The sequence below is a fragment of the Pseudoalteromonas piscicida genome, from assembly GCF_000238315.3.
In the GTDB taxonomy this organism is placed as follows: Bacteria; Pseudomonadota; Gammaproteobacteria; order Enterobacterales; family Alteromonadaceae; genus Pseudoalteromonas; species Pseudoalteromonas piscicida.
On sequence record NZ_CP011924.1, the window covers coordinates 280,767 to 297,720 of the forward strand.

Below are 16,954 nucleotides of genomic sequence, written 5' to 3' on the forward strand. Positions count from 1 at the left end.
TCCTAATTATTGGACAAGTGAGTTGATGTGGCGTGGAAACAGCACTTCAATTTTTAGAGATTCAGGTGCAAAGATAAAAACCTGATGCTCATTGCTAACGGGGACATCTCGTTCCACATAGCGAACGCCAAAACGCTCTAGTCGGGCGATTAACCCAGGGTAATCATCACCACGAAATGCAATATGATCTATGTTGCTAGTACCCATGCTTGCGGTTTGCACAGAGCCAAGGTATTCAACCTGTGCTTGGGTATGTGGAGATTGTTCAACCAGATGAATGAAAGGTTGTTGTTGGTCGCCATAGAACCACTTTCCTGGAAATGGAAAAGGTGGACGTAAGCCTTCTTTAAGCCTAAGCACCTGCTCAAAAAAGATTGCCATCTTTGCCATGTCACGTGCTCTAAACAAAAAGTGATCTAACTGCATGGTGTGTTACCTCCATTGGTGTTAGCGATTTATGCGTTGAGAACAGTCTATTTGTTTATTAATATTTGATAATTGGCTTATATATAAAATTACTTTTCATAAAAGGTGAATAATGAAAAGCAAAGCAGACGATATGGCGCTTTTTGTTCAAGTGGTGCGCTCTGATGGCCTGGCTGCGGCAGGGCGAGTATTAGGGCTTTCTCCTGCGAGCATGACCGCACGGATCAATGCACTTGAAGCGCACTATAAAACCCGTTTACTCACTCGAAACACCAGAAGTATCAAACTGACAGAAGCGGGAGAGCGGTTTTACCAAGGATGTGTGCGAGTTATTGAGGAGGTTGCGGCGGCGGAGGCGCTACTGCAAGATGCCGATCCTGATTTGAGAGGCACACTCAAAATTGCAGCAAGCTCAGACTTTGGCCGTCAGTACGTGGTTCCCGCCGTTGCGGAGTTTGCCACGCAGCATTCACAGGTGGTGGTTAACCTGAGCCTAGGGGAGGGCTTAGTCAAATTAGTTGAGTCTGGCACTGATATTGCCATTCGTTATGGTAATTTAAATGATAGCAGCTTGATATCTCGGCCTCTGTTAAACAACCGCAGAATGCTGGTTGCCGCCCCAAACTATCTCGAACAGTATGGTACACCAGATTGCTATCAAGCATTACAGCAACATCGCTGTTTAGTACTGGAAAGAGCAGGACAGGCGCTAAACGATTGGTATTTTATCGACAGAGACACGCAAGCAAGCATCATTGAAACCGTGCCTACCTGTTTAGTGAGTTCAGATGGAGAAGTATTGCGGAACTGGGCTATTCAAGGGCTTGGGATCACTATTAAGTCGTGGCTGGATGTTCACAAAGATATTAAAGCGGGACGATTGGTGGAGTTGTTGCCAACTCAAACATTGGGATTTAGTCCAACGGACTCAGATAAAGTCGCGCTGCAAGCTATTTATCCATCTAGGCAGTTTCAACCTCGTCAAGTCAAAGCTTTTCTCACCTTTTTTAGCGAGTATTTACAACAAATGCATGATTGATTTTATTTCAATGAAGTCTAACGAATTAGCCGTGCGTAAGTGATAAAGATATGCATAATAAACGCTCATATTTAAATTAACTAAAGAGGTTCAAGGATGGCAATTGGCAATATTAAACACGTAATTTTTGACGTTGGTAACGTATTTGTGAGGTGGTCACCAGAGGAGATAGTTCGGCTTACCTTTGGCAACCAATGCGACGTTGAGAGTCTAGCTAAGCAGTTGTTCCACAGTGAGATTTGGTTTGCGATTAATCGAGGAGAACTGACTGAAGCAGACACCAAGCACGCTTTTATGCAAACCTGTCACTTAACCTCTGAGCAAGCTGACGAACTGTTCTTTTATATCAAAGAATCGCTGATCCCACTTTATGGCACGCTTTCACTGATGCAGCGCCTAAAGGCGGCTGGATATAGTGCATATGCCCTCACCGACAATGTGCATGAGATTGTGAGCCACCTAAAAGCGCGTCATACTTTCTGGCAACACTTTGACGGAGAAATTATTTCTGCTGAGCTTGGCTGCATGAAGCCCGGTAAAGCTATTTTTACTCACTTACTGGAGCGCTACCAACTGGCGGCAGATGACTGTGTTTTTCTTGATGATGTCTTAGCGAACGTTGAAGGTGCAAAGCAGGTCGGATTACATGGCATTCAGTTTTTTAATGCGGCGCAAGCTGAGCGCGAGTTGCGTGAGCTAGGATTGGTGTTTTGATCGGGTTGAGACTCCAAAATAGGCCCAAGTGCGGGCCTAAAAAGAATTAATCGCACATATACTGTCTATTGGTGAAAGCGCAGTCGTGATCACCGTAACAAGAGATAGCACCTGTACGGCAATCGTGGCGGTTAGTCGGTACACAGTCCAAATCAGTCAAACGGTTTACACCACCACCAATTTGGGGGGTTGCTTGTGGCGTAATAGCTTGAGCATTGTTTAAGTTTTTAAGCGGCTTTTTATTCAGTTTAATTTTCATTTTTCATTTCCTTTGGGTGGTAAGAAAGCGTATTAACAGCGAAGAGAGCCACAGTTATAGCAAGAACCAAATGCTTTCGTGTTGCATAACTCGGTTATTTCTCTGTCACAACCCGCGGTTAAATAACCTCCCGCGATGTTTGGTGTTTGGGCTTTTTCCAAGCCTGCAGTATGGTTCAGTTGTTTTATCTTTCTTTTTTTTAGTGTTAATTTCATCTTATTTTCCTTATTGTGAAAGCTTGAATTGTCGTACAAAAAATAAACTGCATTGTTGACTGTACCCAACATAAATTATTTGTCAAATATGTTTTTTAAAGGTTAAATTTATGTTTTTCGCAATTGCCTTATTTCAACCCTGTGTAACTTCAACGCTCGATGACAAGCTGCTTTTTAGCCTTGAGTGCAGCAACTATGGTGTAACGTACATTTGCACTGCCAGTCGCCCAACGCATCGATATTGTTTGGTCTTTTTAATCATGCAACACTGCAACATGAGAATAATTAAAAAGCGGGATGAAGATGCGTAAATTTACAGCCTTGGTGTGGTCTTGCTCTGTTTCCTTGTGCGTGGGTGTTGCGTTTGGTAACACGGCGCAAGCTGACGAGTCACCAATATTTAGTTCTAAAGCCACAGCACAGCCAATATGGGCTGAACACGGCATGGTATCTAGCCAAGAGGCACTTGCCAGTCAGGTTGGTGTAGAGATTTTAAAGCAAGGTGGCAATGCTGTTGATGCAGCTGTCGCAGTAGGTTTTAGCCTTGCTGTGACTTTGCCAAGAGCCGGAAATATTGGCGGCGGCGGCTTTATGCTAGTGCATCTGGCAAAAGAAAATAAAACCATTGCGATTGATTATCGCGAAATGGCGCCGAGCCGTGCGCATAAAGATATTTTTATTGATGAAAACGGCGAGGTAAACCCAAAGCTAAGCCTTCAGCACGGCCTTGCGGTGGGTGTTCCCGGAACGGTTATGGGAATGGAGTTAGCACTCGAAAAATATGGCACCATGACACTTAACCAAGTTATTCAGCCTGCAATTAAATTAGCGCGTGATGGCATAAAAGTGACCTCTGATTTAGCCAATTCGCTTTCTCATAGCTATATCAAAGAACGAATGCTTGGTGTACCGGCGTCTAAGGCTGTGTTTTATAAAAAGGATGGTAGCAGCTACAAGCCAAATGAATGGCTGGTGCAGGCTGACTTGGCTCACTCTTTGGAACTTGTTGCCGAAAAAGGCAGCGCGGGCTTTTATCAGGGCGAGACAGCAAAGAAAATTGTTGCTGCGGTAGAAGCAGCTGGTGGCATTATGTCGCTGGATGACTTAAAAGGCTATAAAGCGGTCGAGCGTGAGCCGGTAAAAGGTACGTATCGCGGCTACGACATAGTTTCTATGCCGCCTCCTTCATCTAGTGGTGTGCATATCATCGAGATGCTGAATATGCTGGAGCAATACCCTATTGGTGAGCTTGGGCATAATAGCGCTGCTACCGTCCATTTAATGGCTGAGGTCATGAAACGTGCGTATGCTGACCGCAGTGAATATTTGGGCGACCCTGATTTCTACGACGTACCCGTTAAAGCATTGGTGGATAAGCACTATGCAAAGCAGCGCAGTAAACAAATAAATGCAGACAAAGCGACGCCAAGCCGCGAGATTAAGCCCGGTAAATTATTACCTTATGAGAGTAACCAGACCACGCATTATTCTGTGGTAGATAAGTGGGGCAATGCGGTGAGTAACACTTACACGCTTAACTTTAGCTATGGCTCAGGTATTGTCGCGGCTGGCACTGGCATTCTACTTAACAACGAAATGGATGATTTCTCGGCAAAGCCCGGCACACCAAATGGTTTTGGTCTGGTTGGTGGAGAAGCTAACGCTGTTGAAGGCAAGAAGCGCCCGTTGAGCTCGATGACACCGACGATTGTAATGAAAGAGGGTAAACCCTTTTTGGTAACGGGTAGCCCTGGTGGCTCGCGTATTATCACCACCACGCTGCAAATCATTATGAATGTTATCGATCATGGCTTGAATATCGCAGAAGCAACTGTGGCTCCGCGTATTCACCACCAATGGTTACCAGATGAAATTCGTATTGAACGTAGCTTAAATGTGGATACTCGACGTCTACTTGAAAACAAAGGACACACACTTTCAGAGCAGAATGCGATGGGCTCAACCCAGTCAATCATGCTTACCGAGAAAGGTCTATTTGGCTCCTCAGATCCAAGGCGCGCAGATAGCGCTGCGGTGGGGTACCGGCGTCTAAGGCTGTGTTTTATAAAAAGGATGGTAGCAGCTACAAGCCAAATGAATGGCTGGTGCAGGCTGACTTGGCTCACTCTTTGGAACTTGTTGCCGAAAAAGGCAGCGCGGGCTTTTATCAGGGCGAGACAGCAAAGAAAATTGTTGCTGCGGTAGAAGCAGCTGGTGGCATTATGTCGCTGGATGACTTAAAAGGCTATAAAGCGGTCGAGCGTGAGCCGGTAAAAGGTACGTATCGCGGCTACGACATAGTTTCTATGCCGCCTCCTTCATCTAGTGGTGTGCATATCATCGAGATGCTGAATATGCTGGAGCAATACCCTATTGGTGAGCTTGGGCATAATAGCGCTGCTACCGTCCATTTAATGGCTGAGGTCATGAAACGTGCGTATGCTGACCGCAGTGAATATTTGGGCGACCCTGATTTCTACGACGTACCCGTTAAAGCATTGGTGGATAAGCACTATGCAAAGCAGCGCAGTAAACAAATAAATGCAGACAAAGCGACGCCAAGCCGCGAGATTAAGCCCGGTAAATTATTACCTTATGAGAGTAACCAGACCACGCATTATTCTGTGGTAGATAAGTGGGGCAATGCGGTGAGTAACACTTACACGCTTAACTTTAGCTATGGCTCAGGTATTGTCGCGGCTGGCACTGGCATTCTACTTAACAACGAAATGGATGATTTCTCGGCAAAGCCCGGCACACCAAATGGTTTTGGTCTGGTTGGTGGAGAAGCTAACGCTGTTGAAGGCAAGAAGCGCCCGTTGAGCTCGATGACACCGACGATTGTAATGAAAGAGGGTAAACCCTTTTTGGTAACGGGTAGCCCTGGTGGCTCGCGTATTATCACCACCACGCTGCAAATCATTATGAATGTTATCGATCATGGCTTGAATATCGCAGAAGCAACTGTGGCTCCGCGTATTCACCACCAATGGTTACCAGATGAAATTCGTATTGAACGTAGCTTAAATGTGGATACTCGACGTCTACTTGAAAACAAAGGACACACACTTTCAGAGCAGAATGCGATGGGCTCAACCCAGTCAATCATGCTTACCGAGAAAGGTCTATTTGGCTCCTCAGATCCAAGGCGCGCAGATAGCGCTGCGGTGGGGTACTAATACCAATTGAATTAATTCTCTAATCAATTTGAAGGGTGAAATAGCATATTAGCTTCGTTAAAAATTTCTCATTTAGAACAACTAAATAGCAAAATTTTTGCCTTGCCTATATGGATATAGGTACCTTAGCGGTAGCAGGACGCGAGAGCGGTGCTACTAAAGCTATTTCCCCGCTTCAAGATAGATCATTTACTTAATACAACTGGTATAATATCCTGATTTCCATTGAGTCTTAAGTGTAATTTAAATCGAGTAGGGGCGAGATGCCCCTTTCCTATGTACTTTCTTTGATTAAATACTCTGGCAGTGGCCAATTCATGATGACGACTTCGCCTTGCCAAGTTTCAATCGTCAGCCAAACCCTGTCGTCTTTTGATAATGTTTTCTTTGCTAAAGCATGTACGTGTTGACCGTGTTTTGTGCCGTGAAGGATCCCGAGCTCATGCTCCATAAGCTGTGCAAGTGGCATCGCGTTGGGGCCGATATTGAGATAGCCTTGACGCATAGAATCAACATCGCCTTTATTAAATAGCAATAAGAAGTCTTTGACGTATAAGTTATCGTGGATGTATGGCGGCTTGTCGTCAAAAGGCATTGGTGTAATGCTGTACTTTCCAAGTGTTTGCTCCGCCAATGGAGCGGGAAATTCTGGATGTAATGATTGATAATAAAACCAAGCTGGCAATACCAGCAATAGAGCATTTAACCAATATATATTGTGTTGTATAAAGCGTTTGACTGCATTCATGGCGATTTACCCTTGTTGTGCTTTTAGTTGTCTTGCATTGCTTCGTTCTTGGCTACGCGCGCGTTTGGTCCGAAGCTGATACATGATAAATCCGGTAACTGACATCCCGGATAAAATACAGCCAAAAATAAACCAGATGACTTTTGTCCAGATCCCTCCAATGGTGCCGTAGTGCAGTGGATCTGTGATGTGCATAACCGTTTGTAAGCCTGTCATTGAATCAGGGTTTGCATGATGAACGACTGTATCATTCCAAGTGTTGTAGGCAATATTAATGCTGTAATCGTCATAGAGTACGTAGTCGTTTGCGCCACTGATTTTAAGCGTATCGCGGTTATGCTCAGGTAGCATGATGTAACTTGGACGAAAGTCAGTGTACTGTTGTTGGATTTCAGCGAGCGCTAGATCAACACTGGTCTCTACTGCATTCGCGTTTATTGTTGAGTTGGGTATATTCGCTGCATTTAATGTTTCATGATGTTCGAGTTCAACACCAGCATGCCACAGCACCGCTTGCGTTAAATACCACAGTCCGGTAAGGCTCATTACGGCCATAAACCAAAGCGACCATACTCCACTGAGTTTATGGATGTCAGCGGCAAGGGTGCGACCACCTTGTGATTTACGCAGCTTAAACTGAAAAAACGCTAACCAAAACTTTTTGTATACCACCAGGCCTGTGATCAACGCGCCCAATAGGATCAGTGACATAAACGCCACTAAATAGTAACCAACACTATAGCCATTTTGCCATGGAAATAGCAGCCAGCCATGTAGTGAACGCATAAAGTTAATAAACGTATTGCCGTCATTTATTTCCTGAACAGCTCCTGTGTACTGGTTTACGTATGCAAGCGCATAGGGCTTGTCGACGTCGGTAAACATCACCACGTAGGTCAAATAGGGCTCTCTCACATTGAGCCCCATGACATCTGCACTTGGGTGCTCATCCTTAAACGCGCGTAACACTGAGCCCGCTGACATCTCACTTACTTGACTGGGGTTATGTGCCCGAGAATCAGGGTTGGTAAGCCATGTAAGTTCATGGCTGAAAACGGAAATGGTACCTGTGATACAAATAAAGCAAAACAGTAGCCATATTGGCAGTGAAAACCAACCATGCAACTGAAACCAAAACTTGTTGCTTATTTTCTTTGCCATTGCGTGTTCCTAGTTTTTTGAATGACGGCGACAAATTAAAGCTGAGGGAGTATTTGCGCAAAAATGTAAATAAAGTATATCTTTTTAAAAGTGTAAATAGCAATTATATTCATTTGGATGTGCGTTAAATGGCATGTTTTATTCGTTTAGCGGTTTATATTACTCGTTTCCTTTATGGGAAAATTGTTTTAAATTAGTTGGTTACAGTTTTTGGGAACGTTCCTTAAATCGGGTTCGAAACTGGTTGTAATTCATCTTAATGTTATTGCTAATGGTTATCATCTGCATTATTATCGTTTCAATTTTTACAATATTAGGATGAACCCAGTGAACACTCTGCCTCTCAAAACGCTCTCATTTGCTGTTATGGCAGCGCTCGGCACGTCAGCATTACAGGTGCAAGCAGCACAGCAAGATAATGAAGAAATTGAAAAAATAGTTGTGACGGGAAAATACACCGTCAATGAAGTGATAGACACCGCAACTGGCTTAGGGTTATCCCTTCTTGAGACGCCGCAATCTGTTAGCGTTATTACCGCTGCACGGATCAAAGAGCAAAAGCTCGATACGTTGACCGACACCGTATTAAATGCGATTGGGGTGTCAGCGAAAGAAGTTGATAATGTTCGTAATACGTTGCAGTCACGTGGCTTTGACATTACCAATTATCAAATTGACGGCGTTCCTTTGTCATGGAGTTTGGCGGGGGATTCAGGTGAAACCATCGCGGATGTTGCGATATATGAGCGCGTGGAGTTTGTGCGTGGTGCAACGGGGTTATTAACCGGCGCGGGTGATCCTTCAGCTTCTATTAACCTAGTACGCAAACATGCAAATAGCACCGACCTCACAGGTTTTGCTAGTGTCTCTTTGGGGAGCTGGAACAATAAAGAAGTGATGGTGGACGTTGCCAATGGATTAACTAACGATGGCAGTGTGCGTGGACGTGTGGTGGCGAAGTATGAAGAAGGTGACTTGTATTTAGATCTCTTTTCTGACGAAAGTACCGTGCTTTATGGGGTACTAGAAGCGGATTTAAGCACGCATTCGACGATCCGCGTTGGTGCTAGCTATCAGCGTAACGACCCTACCAGTCCAACTTGGGGGGCATTACCTACTTTCTTTACCGATGGAAGTAAAACAGACTGGGAAGTTGAAAAAACCACGGCTGCAAATTGGACAGAGTGGCAAACTACTGGCACCAATGCTTTTGTGAACTTTAGTCACAACTTTGCAAATGGCTGGGAACTGGTTGCCAATTACAACAAGCTGAAATACGAGCAAGATACAGAGCTGCTCTATTTATTCGGCACGTTGGATAAAACAACGGGTGAGGGCTTAGCGTCTTGGCCTTATAAAAGTACAGGTGAAAGTAACCAAGACAGCTTTGATATCCAGCTTAAAGGTTTTTATCAACTCGCCGGTCGTGAGCATGATTTTGTAACTGGCGCGCTTTACAGTGAGCAGAGTGCCGATACCCTCACTTTCGCTGCGCTCGATAATGCCTTTTTGCCAGTTGGCAATTTTTACGAGTGGGACGGCAATTTCCCTGAGCCGACGTGGGGCACAGAAACCTCAGTTGCTCAAGATATGGATACCGAGCAAAAAGGGTTTTACGCCGCAACAAGGCTAAATCTTAGCGATGAGCTTAAAGTAATAGCGGGTGGTCGTTTGTCGAGTTGGCAGCGCGAAGGCGAAAGCTATGGCGTCATCACTGATTTTGGCGACAATGGCGTATTTATACCTTACGCTGGCGCCTTGTACGACTTGTCGACAACACAGCGAGTGTATGCAAGTTACACAGAAATATTCCAGCCGCAAAATGCCCAAGACCGTAATGGTGATTTCCTTGAGCCAATCAAAGGAAAATCATACGAAGTGGGGCTAAAAAGTACCTATCTAGACGACACGCTGCAAACAACATTGGCGATTTTCCAAATCGAACAAGATAACCTAGCTCAAGATGATGTTGGATACATAGTTCCTGGTTCGGTAAATACAGTCGCGCAATATGCTGCTGAAGGCACAACCAGTAAAGGCTTCGAATTTGAAGTGGTGGGTCAGTTAACTGACGGTTTTGATGTGCATTTGGGTTATTCACAATACAAAGCTGAGGATGCCAACGGCGTTGAAGTGAATACGGATAACCCAAGAAAGCAATTTAAGTTGTATACGACTTACCAATTTGTGAATGCTTTACCTGAGTTGACGATTGGTGGTGGCGTGAACTGGCAGGATGACACTTATTCAGTAACGGGCAACGATAGGCTAGAGCAAGATGCTTATGCACTGGTTAGCTTGATGGCAAACTACGCACTGGCAGACAATATGGCGCTACAGCTCAACGTAGAAAACCTCTTCGATGAAAAATACTACAGCCAAATTGGCTTCTTTGATCAGTATCGCTATGGTGCGCCGAGAAATTACAGCTTAAGTTTTAGCTATGATTTTTAGCAGACTGTAAACTAACTAAGCGTGGCTAGTGAGCCACGCTTTTGTTCATTGTTTATTTATTGCAAGAACTGTACGCTTGGGGGCAATACAGTCAAAAAGGAATTTTGCAATGAATTTATCCCCTGCTTTTTTGGTCGCTGGCTTTATAGTAAATATGAGTACAGCGTCCGCCACACCGGACTATCAAAATGTGCTTAACCAGCTACCGCTGCCACCTAATGAACTTACCACTTTACTGCATGACCTAGCACTACATGGCCTTGAGCAGCACGCTATGGCTGAATTAATTAAGGGCTATAACCGATTACACAACAAACGGATAGAATGTGCCAACGTTGCGACTGTGTTGAAAAGGTCGCAATTGGACTCACTCAAAATGGATGTAGAGTACTACACCACTGTGCTTTTTTATGTTGATGGTTTGAACAAAAATCAGTGTGAATCTACGGAGTTTGGCGCTTTTACAAGGACAGTCGCTATAAATTATGTGATGCATAAGAGCCCGAGGGAGCTTAAGCTGGTGAAAGCAATGAACGTGCTATCTTCTGGACGTTACGCAAATTTTATTGAGTTTGAGGCTGAGTTCAACGCTTTACCTGAGACCGTTAAAACGGCCGCGCTAAAAGCGGATTTTCTTCGAGATAACTTTAATTTGTTTCAAAGCTTGGAGCAAGTTCACGGACACGAGTGATAAAAGGAATATTTGTGAAATCCCTGCTATTAGTTTTGATATTGTTTGCGTTTGCGTTTGCGTTTGCGTTTGCGTTTGCGTTCGCGTCGCAAACTAACGCTGAAACAATGTCAGTAGATCTTACGCCGACTATTGAATATCCAGTCGAACAACTTGAACCAGTTCAAAAGACGCTGCTTAGTGAGCTGTTAAATAGCGTAACACAACTGGGTGATAGAAAAGCGGCATGCGAAAGTGAGCGTGCTATTACAGAAGAGCAATTGCGCAGTCTTAATATTACCTCGCAGCAGCGAGGTATCGTTTTATCTTATTTTTATATTCACCAAAAAAGGGAATGTGAAGCCGAAGAATATGGCGAATTCGCCAGACTTGTTGCTGCGAATTTAGCGGTGCAAAAGCAGTCAGAAGTCTTAAGGTTCGTGAATACGCTAAACACGGTAAGCTCCAGCGTTTATTTCGATTATGTTGAAACGGAGCTGGAGTTTAACCAGCTACCAGAAAGTGTTCGCAATAGAACCTACCAAGCCGAGTTTTTACAGCATCCGTTTAGTCTTATGCATACGCTAGAACAGTTCGAATGATTCGGCGTGATGTTCTTATTAAGTAAAATCTAAGCTGGCATAATACGGTTTAATCATTCGTATGCGGTACGTTTTGCGATATTCACATTGATTGCGAGCGTGCTATTACTCAGTGTTAACCACGTTTATGGTTTAGCAGTAGTGATGTTTATTTCAGGACTCGCGTTTGCTGCTACTCGCTTGGTATCAAAAACACGATGATACAAGGCGAGTAACTCAAGTTGTCAGTGATTAAGGATGTAAGAGTCGCGCTTACTTCGTGCGACATACCGCTTGTTTATCTGTAGTTTCGCTGCTGCAGGTTAGAAAAGCGGCACCACTTTCATCCAAAAACTCCCCTTGCCACGCGCCATCTTTGCCAAGCTTAATTGATAAAAAGCCGAACTTACCTTGCTCGTTAACGATTGCGTTTTGGCTATCAAGTGCATAATCAAATTCACTAAAGGCATTGGTATCACTGAGGCTGACGCCGCTATTGCCGACAACGATTTGTGGAGGGCGTGCGGTACTGGCAGCAAAGGTGGAAGACTGATAAATATGCATATGTCCTGCGAGTGATAAAGTGGCGTGTTCAGGCAACTTACCTTGTCTGGTGCTCTTCAGCGCGGTTTGCAACATCACATTTAGTGTGTCTTTGGTTGTTGGGTCTTCAACGCCCCAAATGGGTCTGTGGCTCATAATCCACATGGGTTTGGCTTTGAGCAGTTCGCTTCTGACATTAAGTCGTTGATATTGCTGTTGGTAGACTTTTGTCAGGCCATTATCAGCACTGGCATCACAGGCATTGGCGCTATCCATTACCCACACACTGAGCGTTTTTAAGTTGATGGTATAGGAGTTTTGCACAATGATATGGGCACTTGCAGATTGTGGCGGTTGATTATAATCCCCTTGAGATGGACATTGCTGTTGGTCAATGGCATCAGGAAGATTGGCTCCCGGGCCAAAAAAGTAAAACCAGCCAATTCCTGCGCGGCTACAAAGTTCATGATTGCCTCGCGCAAAAATCCATGGTGCGGTTGCTGAAAGATCCGTTGTTGCGGCAAAAAAGTCGGCTTGCCAGTTGCTCCATGTATCTGGTCTTGGGCTATTTAACGCGTTTTGACTGTAGTAGGTATCGTTAAGACCGCAGCTAGTACCACCATATCCACCATCGCCTGCGTCATAAGCATAGGTATCACCGGAAATCGCACCACCCGTGCCTCGGTAGTTGAAATCCCCCATATGGAGCAACAATTGTGGTTGTTGCTTTGCCCCTTGCTCTGCGAGGGTTTTAAACGGCTCGGCAGCAGTGTTGTTTTCGCAAACGGATGACTTACAGCCAGTGTCGCCAAAAACCGCAATTTTATTCGGATCGAATGTCACGGGTGCTAACGAGAATTGGCTATCACTGACGGTATAAGCCGTGTTTGGGGAGATTTTTGCTTCACATACTGAAACCGGAAAGTGTGTTTGGTCTGGACGCATTGCTCGCAACTGCATCGGCATGGATTTTTTACCAAAGAGCAAGCTTGGGCATTGATTGGCGTCGTTGAGTACGCCGTCAACAACGACGCGCGCGTAGATATTTGGGGCTTCAGTAGTGGAAGGCGCAAACATTGAGTAAGCGCCTAATACTTTGGTATTCGCTTGTTGGACTGCAAACGTGCTGCTACAAGCAATTAAATTGAGCGTCGCAATGGCGATGATGATGCGCATGACTTCATTCCTTTTTGAACAGTTGAATGAAGTTTAATGCATTGTTAACAATTTGCGAGTCTTGAATACGAATATCCTTATTTTCGCCTGATTATTGGTGTTTGCAGCGGTAGAAGCCGGTGACTGTGTCTTGGCTAAAGCGCGTGCCGTTAACATAGGTGTCTTGGTTGATTTTACCAAACTGCGCTAGGTTAAATTGCAATCGTGCAAGCATTTCAGCACTCGAGGCCTGCTCAAAGATTTCTATTACCGGTGGATCGCCAACAAAGTTGGTATACCAAGGAAACCAAGAATTGTCCTGCCCACTGACTGTTTGATTCGGATAATAATTCCCCCCTTGCCAACGGTCGAAGGTAAGATCTTCGAGGCTAAATAGGCCAAAACCTGGCTGTGTCATACAAGCATCAGCCGCCTGATACTCAGGGTAACCTGAGCTGGCAGCAAAATGATTACAAACATTATGTGGCAAATTACTGCTATTCGCCGCTTGATATTCCACCTTTCTAAACATCACTGGCTGTGCGGGACTTCCTGATGGGTAGACGATATTTGCCGCGACAGGTGAACCCCAGCGATAATGGTACATGGCCACAGCCAACCCTAAATCTTCCTTACTGGTGGCAACATTATCTGGATGAGTCCACACTCCACCCGGATCGGTTGGCGTTGCCCCATTTTTAAAAATAATCCCATATTGATTGTTTTCTAATTGATTCATTAGATTTGGCGTTGTGTTGTCAACTACCGTCGTTGGGATCATTGTGCTTGCGGCATTGGGAGTATAGGTGAGTGTTGGGTTATTTAACGCCTTCCAGCATAGCAAGCCATAACCATAGCCATTGGCTATCATCGGGCAGCCAGACATTGCTGATGCCGATTGATTGCTTTCATATGTATGTGTTGTTGAACGTGCCGAAACTTCGCCGGAGCTAACCAATATTCCCCAAGCATTGCGAGTAATGCGAATATCAGCAAACTCGGTGTCAGGAATAAATACCGTTGTGGCCGAAATAACCTGTAGTTCTAAATCTAGTTCTAGTAGAGAGGTGGCAACGAGGGCGTCTTCATGAAGCTTTGGATACTGCGTCATAATCGTTTGCTGCGATGGTTTAATCACAGCGTCTCTTGGTGATAACCCCAATAAATATAAGCGATCGTTATCAAGATAGCTTGCCAGTGGGCGTGATAGCTCAAGTTGTGCGATTGGACGCTTGGCTTGAATATTTGAGTTGGTATCCGTGAGGGTGAGGTCGGTATTTTGAAGCAGCAACCAATGCTTATCACTTAGGCCAACAACCTGAGTTTGGTTAAGTATGTGACGAGATACGCTATCAGCTTGGCGAGTGACGATTAAGCTATCGTCACTCAACGGATAACTAGACTGTGTGGTGTCATTGTGGTGATGACGCAGCGCCGGTGGCTGATATTGTCCGATTAAAGTGGTAAGTTCAATGCGAATAGCGTCGTGAGTACTTTGAATAAGCCAATTTCCGGTTTCATCTCGAACAAAAATAGCCGGACTATATTGGCCAGATTTATCCACGCTAAATGCTTGCCAAGTGGTATTACAGGCTTTGGCGCAGGAGGGGGAACTTCGAGTAAGGGATGACTTATCTTTTGTCAGAGATTCGTCATAGTTATCATTAAAAACAAAGGGTAACTCAGCTTTACCCGACGCGAGTTGTAACGTGAACAGTAAGCGCCGCTGATTGCCGCTGGCATAGAGTCTGTTTTCTTTTAGATAACCGAGCTGGAGTTGAGAGTAACTCTCTAACTTTTTCATGTTTCCAGCTTCACCTTGATAGCTGGGCTCATACGTCTCGCTATTGAATGGTGCGGTTTGCTCTAACTGGGGAAATTGCAGCGTTTGTTTGCAGGCATCTTCTGCGCATGTTTGTAAGGTGATCCTTTGGTCCTGATATTGAAAAGAATACCAAGGTGAAAGGGCTTGATAACCTTGTTGTCCTGCGTGAAATAAGAGCGGTAGGGTTGATGTATCGTAGTGCTCTGACTCTGCTGAGGCATTAACACTTAAAGACAAAGCCCAGCAGGTAAGCGTGGTGGCGATGAACTTATTCATAATCTTTCCTTATTGGAGTAGGGCAGCGCATAGCCGCCCTTAACAAAAACCTAGTGAATGATGCCTTGGCGTTGGCCCGCATTAACGGGTTTGTTGAGCTGCACAGAGAGCCAGTTTTCAACGTCGCTACGTAACGACGCATCGCTATCAGGACCGGATTGTGACGAATAGAACCATAACCCTGTTGGTGCTGGAGCATTGACATTGCTGCCACAGGTAAAGTGATTTGCCGCATACGTCACCGCGCCTGAGCTACCATATTCGTAATGACTGTCCGAATAACCACCGTAGCCTCTGGCTTGCACCCGACCTTTTGAATCAAGGGTAAAGTGATACACCTCATTGGGTTGCAACAAGAAAGGACTGACATCGGACGAATCAAAGCGCGCGCGCATTGTGGTGGTAACACTGGCTTGATTACCTGAACGCGTGATCATGCCTGCCAAGTTGGTGATAAGCGCATCGGCCAATTGACCGTCCAGCAAGCTGCCAGGGTTACCATTGACGATTGCAGAAGTAATGCCAAGTGCGGCTTTGACGACTCCAATGGTGGAGTTCAAATTCCATGTGGTGTTGTATCCCATGGCTGCGCCACCGGCTTTATTAAACAAGATGACTTCAGGTGCAGCTCCTGGCAAATCGACCGCAAATTTTGCGCCGTCTGTCGCATGTGAGTTGGTCCCTTTTGACCAGATTTTTTTAGCTTGCCCGGTTACATGGTAGCGAGCTGAATAAGTGCCTCTGACTTCTAAATTGCCCGAGCAGGCATTACTTTGATTACATGCAAATCCCCCTGTGTCTGCACACAACATTTTGACGTGGAACTCTGTCGAGTTATGGGCTGAGGTGTTGTCGAAACTGAGCGCTTTATTTTTTGACCAACGTTTCCCCTTAGCTGAGTGAAAGGCGCCGTAGGCTGAGGTATTGACATAAGCATGGTGCTTAGAAAAACCACTACCATCGCTGGTGGATGTGCTCCAAGGCGTTTGGGTTGATGGGTAGTTAGTGACCACTTGGCCTGTGCTGGTTGAAGGGGTCACCATCTGACATGAGCATTGTGACTTAGGTCCGAAGATGGGTTTTTTAGTCAGCAATTCTTTTAATTCGGCAAGAATATCTGACGGTAGCGTCCTATCGTATTCAAGTACCGAGAGCCCTTTACGTTTAGGCGCTGCGTATTCCTTATGCCAAGTGCTGTAAAGCTGCGGTGCATTTCGCTCTAAATGTTGGCTGAGTGTTGGCACTTTTTGCTGTTGTGTCCATTTTTCGAATACCGTCGGTTTAAATTGAATAAGATATCGAGTAAAGAAAAAGTTGTCTTCAGGCGCTTGCTCGGTAAAAGCATTTTCCCATGCTGATAATACGTTTTGATCTAATGCTTTTGCTTGGCTTAGCATCTCCCCATCTCGATAGTCGCGGATCAAGCTATCGACATAGCGGTCTAATTCATATTCTTCGTCGTTGTCGGAGATATATTCAAGCAAGGAAACACGGTCTTGAGACCAGTTTGAAATGGCTTGCCACGCTTCTGGGCTTACTTGAGAGGGTGCCATTTCTCCATATTCTTCTGCGGCTTGCAGCGAAATACTACCCAGCAACAAAGTGCTGGTAACTAGGCTGACTAATTTGGGGGTGAAATTTCTCTGTTTCATTTTTCTATTCCTTCATCGTTGTGCTGAGTCAACATGCCTCATGCATTGTTAACTTGC

At 45.0% G+C, this 16,954-nt stretch carries 13 protein-coding genes and 2 pseudogenes; 7 read left to right on the forward strand and 8 right to left on the reverse strand.

From position 1 onward, the window contains the following. Positions 1-6: 6 nt before the first annotated feature. Complete coding sequence (locus tag PPIS_RS01470; protein WP_010369578.1) at positions 7-426, reverse strand: VOC family protein; 420 nt, start codon at positions 424-426, stop codon at positions 7-9. A gap of 112 nt (positions 427-538) precedes the next feature. Here PPIS_RS01470 and PPIS_RS01475 point away from each other — a divergent pair, with 112 nt between their 5' ends. Both PPIS_RS01475 and PPIS_RS01480 read left to right on the forward strand, forming a co-directional pair. Beyond that, complete coding sequence (locus PPIS_RS01475; RefSeq protein ID WP_010369574.1) at positions 539-1,465, forward strand: LysR family transcriptional regulator; 927 nt, start codon at positions 539-541, stop codon at positions 1,463-1,465. A 96-nt stretch (positions 1,466-1,561) separates the two neighbouring features. Further along, positions 1,562-2,179 carry an HAD family hydrolase gene (locus tag PPIS_RS01480; protein WP_010369570.1) on the forward strand — a complete coding sequence of 206 codons (618 nt, stop codon included), beginning with the start codon at positions 1,562-1,564 and terminating at the stop codon, positions 2,177-2,179. A gap of 46 nt (positions 2,180-2,225) precedes the next feature. Here PPIS_RS01480 and PPIS_RS01485 read toward each other — a convergent pair whose 3' ends face one another. Then, positions 2,226-2,438 (reverse strand): hypothetical protein, encoded by a 213-nt coding sequence (locus PPIS_RS01485; RefSeq protein ID WP_010369567.1) that lies wholly within the window; start codon positions 2,436-2,438, stop codon positions 2,226-2,228. A gap of 32 nt (positions 2,439-2,470) precedes the next feature. Beyond that, positions 2,471-2,653 carry a hypothetical protein gene (locus tag PPIS_RS01490; RefSeq protein WP_010369565.1) on the reverse strand — a complete coding sequence of 61 codons (183 nt, stop codon included), beginning with the start codon at positions 2,651-2,653 and terminating at the stop codon, positions 2,471-2,473. 303 nt (positions 2,654-2,956) lie between these two features. Between PPIS_RS01490 and ggt (PPIS_RS01495) the strand changes: the two are divergent. Together ggt (PPIS_RS01495) and ggt (PPIS_RS01500) are read left to right on the forward strand one after the other, a co-directional pair. Next, positions 2,957-4,696: pseudogene (gene ggt / locus PPIS_RS01495) on the forward strand (gamma-glutamyltransferase); the annotation flags it as partial. Then, positions 4,696-5,832 (forward strand): annotated as a pseudogene (gene ggt / locus PPIS_RS01500) (gamma-glutamyltransferase); the annotation flags it as partial. The pseudogenes ggt (PPIS_RS01495) and ggt (PPIS_RS01500), both read left to right, overlap by 1 nt. 274 nt (positions 5,833-6,106) lie before the next feature. Here ggt (PPIS_RS01500) and PPIS_RS01505 read toward each other — a convergent pair. Then, on the reverse strand, positions 6,107-6,580 hold the full coding sequence (locus tag PPIS_RS01505) for a hypothetical protein (protein ID WP_010369560.1): 474 nt from the start codon (positions 6,578-6,580) through the stop codon (positions 6,107-6,109). Positions 6,581-6,586: 6 nt separating this feature from the next. Next, a complete protein-coding gene (locus tag PPIS_RS01510; RefSeq protein WP_010369557.1) occupies positions 6,587-7,741 on the reverse strand; it encodes a PepSY-associated TM helix domain-containing protein in 1,155 nt (384 codons plus the stop codon). Positions 7,742-8,059: 318 nt separating this feature from the next. Here PPIS_RS01510 and PPIS_RS01515 point away from each other — a divergent pair, with 318 nt between their 5' ends. The 3 genes from PPIS_RS01515 (at position 8,060) to PPIS_RS01525 (ending at position 11,467) form a co-directional block, all read left to right on the forward strand. Further along, positions 8,060-10,195, forward strand: a complete 2,136-nt coding sequence (locus tag PPIS_RS01515; RefSeq protein ID WP_051094802.1) for a TonB-dependent siderophore receptor — start codon at positions 8,060-8,062, stop codon at positions 10,193-10,195. A 109-nt stretch (positions 10,196-10,304) separates the two neighbouring features. Next, positions 10,305-10,886, forward strand: a complete 582-nt coding sequence (locus PPIS_RS01520; protein ID WP_010369551.1) for a hypothetical protein — start codon at positions 10,305-10,307, stop codon at positions 10,884-10,886. Between the two features lie 14 nt (positions 10,887-10,900). Beyond that, positions 10,901-11,467: a hypothetical protein gene (locus tag PPIS_RS01525; RefSeq protein WP_010369549.1), complete on the forward strand. Its 567-nt coding sequence runs from the start codon at positions 10,901-10,903 to the stop codon at positions 11,465-11,467. A gap of 252 nt (positions 11,468-11,719) precedes the next feature. Here PPIS_RS01525 and PPIS_RS01530 read toward each other — a convergent pair whose 3' ends face one another. The 3 genes from PPIS_RS01530 to PPIS_RS01540 form a co-directional block, all read right to left on the reverse strand. Beyond that, complete coding sequence (locus PPIS_RS01530; protein WP_010369546.1) at positions 11,720-13,165, reverse strand: metallophosphoesterase; 1,446 nt, start codon at positions 13,163-13,165, stop codon at positions 11,720-11,722. Positions 13,166-13,256: 91 nt separating this feature from the next. After that, entirely contained in the window at positions 13,257-15,245 is a 1,989-nt protein-coding gene (locus PPIS_RS01535) for a hypothetical protein (RefSeq protein ID WP_010369543.1), read from the reverse strand. Between the two features lie 50 nt (positions 15,246-15,295). Next, on the reverse strand, positions 15,296-16,897 hold the full coding sequence (locus PPIS_RS01540; protein ID WP_010369541.1) for a hypothetical protein: 1,602 nt from the start codon (positions 16,895-16,897) through the stop codon (positions 15,296-15,298). Positions 16,898-16,954 lie beyond the last annotated feature (57 nt).

Coding starts and splice junctions, on each gene's coding strand:
- PPIS_RS01520 (WP_010369551.1), top strand. CDS start 10,305: ATGAATTTATCCCCTGCTTTTTTGGTCGCTGGCTTTATAGTAAATATG.
- PPIS_RS01490 (WP_010369565.1), bottom strand. CDS start 2,653: ATGAAATTAACACTAAAAAAAAGAAAGATAAAACAACTGAACCATACT.
- PPIS_RS01535 (WP_010369543.1), bottom strand. CDS start 15,245: ATGAATAAGTTCATCGCCACCACGCTTACCTGCTGGGCTTTGTCTTTA.
- PPIS_RS01515 (WP_051094802.1), top strand. CDS start 8,060: ATGAACCCAGTGAACACTCTGCCTCTCAAAACGCTCTCATTTGCTGTT.
- PPIS_RS01485 (WP_010369567.1), bottom strand. CDS start 2,438: ATGAAAATTAAACTGAATAAAAAGCCGCTTAAAAACTTAAACAATGCT.
- PPIS_RS01505 (WP_010369560.1), bottom strand. CDS start 6,580: ATGAATGCAGTCAAACGCTTTATACAACACAATATATATTGGTTAAAT.
- PPIS_RS01470 (WP_010369578.1), bottom strand. CDS start 426: ATGCAGTTAGATCACTTTTTGTTTAGAGCACGTGACATGGCAAAGATG.
- PPIS_RS01530 (WP_010369546.1), bottom strand. CDS start 13,165: ATGCGCATCATCATCGCCATTGCGACGCTCAATTTAATTGCTTGTAGC.
- PPIS_RS01540 (WP_010369541.1), bottom strand. CDS start 16,897: ATGAAACAGAGAAATTTCACCCCCAAATTAGTCAGCCTAGTTACCAGC.
- PPIS_RS01480 (WP_010369570.1), top strand. CDS start 1,562: ATGGCAATTGGCAATATTAAACACGTAATTTTTGACGTTGGTAACGTA.
- PPIS_RS01510 (WP_010369557.1), bottom strand. CDS start 7,741: ATGGCAAAGAAAATAAGCAACAAGTTTTGGTTTCAGTTGCATGGTTGG.
- PPIS_RS01475 (WP_010369574.1), top strand. CDS start 539: ATGAAAAGCAAAGCAGACGATATGGCGCTTTTTGTTCAAGTGGTGCGC.